The organism is Methylorubrum podarium, assembly GCF_022179745.1.
GTDB lineage: Bacteria > Pseudomonadota > Alphaproteobacteria > Rhizobiales > Beijerinckiaceae > Methylobacterium > Methylobacterium podarium.
On the sequence record NZ_BPRD01000363.1, the window covers coordinates 1 to 4,453 of the forward strand.

At 70.8% G+C, this 4,453-nt stretch carries 5 protein-coding genes and 1 pseudogene; 2 read left to right on the forward strand and 4 right to left on the reverse strand.

The features are described from left to right. The 3 genes and pseudogenes from MFF42_RS17750 to MFF42_RS17760 form a co-directional block, all read right to left on the reverse strand. Positions 1-1,047, reverse strand: a pseudogene (locus tag MFF42_RS17750) (cobaltochelatase subunit CobT); the annotation flags it as partial. Positions 1,048-1,158: 111 nt separating this feature from the next. Then, entirely contained in the window at positions 1,159-2,142 is a 984-nt protein-coding gene (gene cobS / locus MFF42_RS17755) for a cobaltochelatase subunit CobS (RefSeq protein WP_238256934.1), read from the reverse strand. Positions 2,143-2,477: 335 nt separating this feature from the next. Beyond that, complete coding sequence (locus tag MFF42_RS17760) at positions 2,478-3,176, reverse strand: J domain-containing protein (RefSeq protein ID WP_238256935.1); 699 nt, start codon at positions 3,174-3,176, stop codon at positions 2,478-2,480. Between the two features lie 157 nt (positions 3,177-3,333). Here MFF42_RS17760 and MFF42_RS17765 point away from each other — a divergent pair, with 157 nt between their 5' ends. Together MFF42_RS17765 and arfB are read left to right on the forward strand one after the other, a co-directional pair. Then, complete coding sequence (locus tag MFF42_RS17765; RefSeq protein ID WP_238256936.1) at positions 3,334-3,612, forward strand: BolA family protein; 279 nt, start codon at positions 3,334-3,336, stop codon at positions 3,610-3,612. Positions 3,613-3,636: 24 nt separating this feature from the next. Further along, entirely contained in the window at positions 3,637-4,062 is a 426-nt protein-coding gene (gene arfB, locus MFF42_RS17770) for an alternative ribosome rescue aminoacyl-tRNA hydrolase ArfB (protein WP_238256937.1), read from the forward strand. 70 nt (positions 4,063-4,132) lie between these two features. On the opposite strand, the gene MFF42_RS17775 is transcribed toward arfB, so the two are convergent. Continuing rightward, positions 4,133-4,453, reverse strand: a 321-nt coding sequence (locus tag MFF42_RS17775; protein WP_238256938.1) for a DUF1275 family protein, incomplete at its 5' end; no start/stop codon positions are given.

Consider the following 4,453-nt stretch of genomic DNA (forward strand, 5'->3'; position numbering starts at 1 on the left):
GGCGAGCTGCTTGTCGAGGTAGCTGCGCAGCCGCGTCAGCTCCTCGGCGTCGCAGAGCTCCTCGGCCTCGACGATCTCGTCGAAGCGCGGGTTGTAGACCCGGTAATCGGGACCGGTGCGCTCGTTGCCGCGCTGGCTCGGCGGGCGCCAGGATTCGGACGCCTCCTCCGATTCCGAGTCCTCGGCCTCCTCCGGCAGTTCGCCGGAGGGCGCGTCGGCGGATTCGGTCGCGCCCTCGTCGAGTTCGTCGGTGGCCTCGTCGCTCACCTCGATCTCGGCGCGGTCGCCCTGGCTCTTCTCCTCGGCCTCGCCCTCGCTCGGGCTCTGCTCGTCGTCCTGGGCCTGGTTCTCGTCCTCGTCGCTCTCGTCGTCCTGATCGAGCGGGGTCTCGTCGGCCATGTCGAGGGAGGAGAGCAGATCGCGCACCGAGCGGGCGAAGCTGCGCTGGTTCTCGATCGAGCCGAGCAGCCCGTCGAGGTTCTTGCCGGCCCGCGCCTCGATATGCTCGCGCCACAGATCGACGATCCGGGCGGCGGCGGGCGGCGGCTTCTGGCCGGTCAGGCGCTCGCGCACCATGAGCGCGACGGCGTCCTCCATCGGCGCGTCGGCCCGGTCGGTGATGTTCTCGTACTTGCCGCCGCGATGGTAGCGGTCCTCCAGCATCGCGGTGATGTTGGCGGCCACGCCATCGAGCCGGCGCGAGCCGATCGCCTCGACGCGGGCCTGCTCGACCGCGTCGTAGACCGCACGCGCCGCGGCGTTGTCGGGGGCGAGCCGGCGGTGGACGCTGGTGTCGTGGCAGCCGAGGCGCAGCGCCATCGAGTCGGAGTGCCCGCGCAGGATCGCCGCGTCCTCGGCGGTGATCCGCCGGGTCGGCTCGGGCAGGCGCGCCTTGTCGCCGATCAGGGCCGGCCGGTCGCTGGCATAGGTGACCTCGATCTCCGGCCGCTTGGCGATGGCGCGCAGGCAGCCGGCCACCGAGCGCTTCAGCGGCTCGGCGCCGGGTTCCTTGCGATCACCGGTCTTGGGGCGGTTGGTCAGGGCCATATCTTCGCGGACGCCACCGAATCGAGTTCGAAGGCCCGGTCGGGGCAGCGCCTCGATACCGGGGGACCGGCGCCGTCCCGGCCGCCTGTCGGCGCCGGGACGGCTGTCCGGTCAGCTCAGCGCGACGTTCAGCGCGCTCTCGGGCAGTTCCTTGCCGAAGGCGCGCTGGTAGAACTCGGCCACCAGGGGCCGCTCCAACTCGTCGCACTTGTTGAGGAAGGTCACCCGGAAGGCGAAGCCGATATCGCGGAAGATGTCGGCGTTCTCGGCCCAGGTGATGACCGTGCGCGGGCTCATGACGGTCGAGAGATCGCCGTTCATGAAGGCGTTGCGGGTGAGGTCGGCCACCCGCACCATGCGGTTGACCGTGTCGCGCCCGCCGTCGCTCCGGTAGTGCGGCGATTTCGAGAGCACGATGTCGACCTCGCGGTCGTGCGGCAGGTAGTTCAGCGTGGTCACGATCGACCAGCGGTCCATCTGGCCCTGGTTGATCTGCTGGGTGCCGTGATAGAGGCCGGACGTGTCGCCGAGGCCGACCGTGTTGGCGGTGGCGAACAGGCGGAAGCCCGGATGCGGGCGGATGACGCGCTTCTGGTCGAGCAGCGTCAGGCGGCCGGAGACCTCCAGCACGCGCTGGATCACGAACATCACGTCGGGGCGGCCGGCATCGTACTCGTCGAAGACGAGGGCGACGTTGTTCTGCAGCGCCCAGGGCAGGATGCCGTCCTGGAAGGCGGTGACCTGCTTGCCGTCCTGCAGGACGATGGCGTCCTTGCCGACGAGGTCGATGCGCGAGACGTGGCTGTCGAGGTTGATCCGCACGCAGGGCCAGTTCAGCCGCGCCGCGACCTGCTCGATATGGGTCGACTTGCCGGTGCCGTGATAGCCGGTGACCATGACGCGGCGGTTGCGCGCGAAGCCGGCGAGGATCGAGAGCGTCGTCTCCCGGTCGAAGATGTAGTCCGGATCGAGGTCCGGCACGTGCTCCTCGGGTTCGGAATAGGCCGGCACCTTGAGGTCGAGGTCGATACCGAACACCTCGCGGACGGAAACCTGGCGGTCGGGCAGGGAAGCGGGCGTATCGTCAGACAGCATACGGAACCTCATCGGGGCGGCCGGGACGAGCGTGAAGCCCGCGCGACCGCGCTTTCAATCGTCACTCACCTGCCGGGCGGCCCACAGGGAAGCGGGCGGATGTCTTCCTTAAGCGCCGCCCCTCGGCATCGCCAAGGGGGCTCAGCCAGAAAGAGGGGCCGGCCCAGAGGACGGCACATCCGGGAAGCCGGCTTCGCGAGGAAGCGGTACCCGATGCATATAGGACGCGCACGGACATTTGCTGCCCCACCCGCCGCCGGACGGATCGGCGCACGGCGCAGGGGCCGCACGCACAGCCCGTGCCGATGACCGGCACGGCGCGGAAGGGGCGGCGCTCAGCACATCCCGGCCGCGCGCAGCACGTCGTGGGCGCGGATGATGTCGCGCAGGCGATCCTCGAAGGAGCGGTCGCCGCCATTGGCATCCGGGTGGAAGCGCTTCACCAGCGTCTTGTACTGCGCCTTGATCGCCGCCGTGTCGGCGGTCTCCTCGAGCCCCATCACGTCGAGCGCCTTGCGCACCGCCGCCGAGTGGCGCGGCCGCTGCGGCTCCTGGGGCGCCTGACGCCGGTTCGCGCCGCCGCCGAGCCCGTTGGCCCGCAGGATGCCGAGCGGGTCGGCATAGGCCCAGTCGCGCTCGGCCTCGGGCTTGTCGCCGGGCTTGGCGCCCTTGCCCTCGCCGCCGGCCGCCGGGTTCACGCCCATCGACCATGTCGGCCGATGGCCGATCATCGCGTCTTTCTGATAGGCCTCGACCGCGGCATCGTTCATGCCGTCGAAATAGTTGTAGGCGGCGTTGTAGGCGCGGACGTGATCGATGCAGAAGCGCCAGTACTGCCCCTCCTGCTTGCGGCCCTTGGGGGCGCGGTAGAGACCCGGATGGGTGCAGCCCTGCGCCTCGCACGCCGCCTCGGTCGCCGCCGTTCCGGCACCGGCCCGCGCACCGCCGCGCGTCCCCGCCTTCGCTCCCGACTTGGGATCGTCGCAGGTCGGCTTGATGCGGATGCGGTCGAACAGCGGCGAGTTGAGATCCATGACGGGCCGATTATGAGGGGCGGATGCGCCGACGGGAAGGCCGTCGGGCCTGATGCCGCATGCGCCGATCCGGGGTTGACGCTTTTGTGCCCGGACCGTGCCAGATGGACACTGTCGCAAACACTTTCGAAGCACGTTCGTTCGCAGCGAGGACACGATGACCGGGACCCTGAAGGACTGGATCGCCGGGCGCCTGGACGCCGAACTGGCGCCGACCGCGCTGGATGTCGTGGACGAGTCCCATCTCCACGCCGGCCATGCCGGTGCACGGCCGGAAGGCGAGACCCATTTCCGGCTCGATGTCGTGTCGGCGGCGTTCGAGGGGAAGAGCCGGGTCGAGCGTCACAGGCTCGTCAACGGGCTCCTCGACGATGCTTTTAAGCGCGGATTGCACGCGCTGGCGGTGCGGGCCCGCACCCCCGGCGAGGCGGGCTGATCCGGGGCCGGAAGGGCGACCGCCATGGCGCTCCGCTGCACGCCGCAGATCGAGATCGACGAGGCCGAGATCGAGGAGAGCTTCGTGCGCGCCTCGGGTCCCGGCGGGCAGAACGTCAACAAGCTCTCGACCGCGGTGCAGCTGCGCTTCGACGTGCGCCGCTCCCGCAGCCTGCCCGACGCCGTGGCGGTGCGGCTGATGCGGCTCGCCGGCCGGCGCCTGACGGGGGAGGGCGTGCTCGTCATCACCGCCCAGCGCTTCCGCACGCAGGAGCGCAACCGGGCCGATGCCCGGGAGCGACTCGCGGCCATGGTGGCGGAGGCGGCGGTGCCGCCGACCCCGCGCCGCGCCACCCGGCCGACTTTGGCCTCGAAGAAGCGGCGCCTCGACGAGAAGAGCCGCCGCAGCGGCGTCAAGCGGCTGCGCGGCGGCCCGGGTGACGACGGGTAGAGCATCGTCCCGAAAGGTGGTTGCCGGCTTTCGGAAAGAGACGATGCTCCGGCGATGCAGCGGGCCGCGCTCAGACCGCGGCCGGCACGGTCGCCGTCGGCTTCGCCTCCGGATGGGCGTCCGGCTGCGGGGCGGCGAGGCCCGAGACGTAGGGCGTGTCCTTGAGCAGGAGCGTCAGCACCAGCGAGACCACCGCCAGCAGGGCGGCGAAGCCGGCCGGGAACAGGAAGGCCCGCTCGCCGAACCATCCGTGCAGGAAGCCGCCGACCACGGCGCCGGTGCTGAGCGCGCCCCAGAGCGGCGCCTGCAGCCAGAAGGAGGGCGCCGGCTTGTGCAGGATCAGGTTGGCGACACCCGCGCCGAAGCGCACCACGGTTCCGGTGACGTAGGT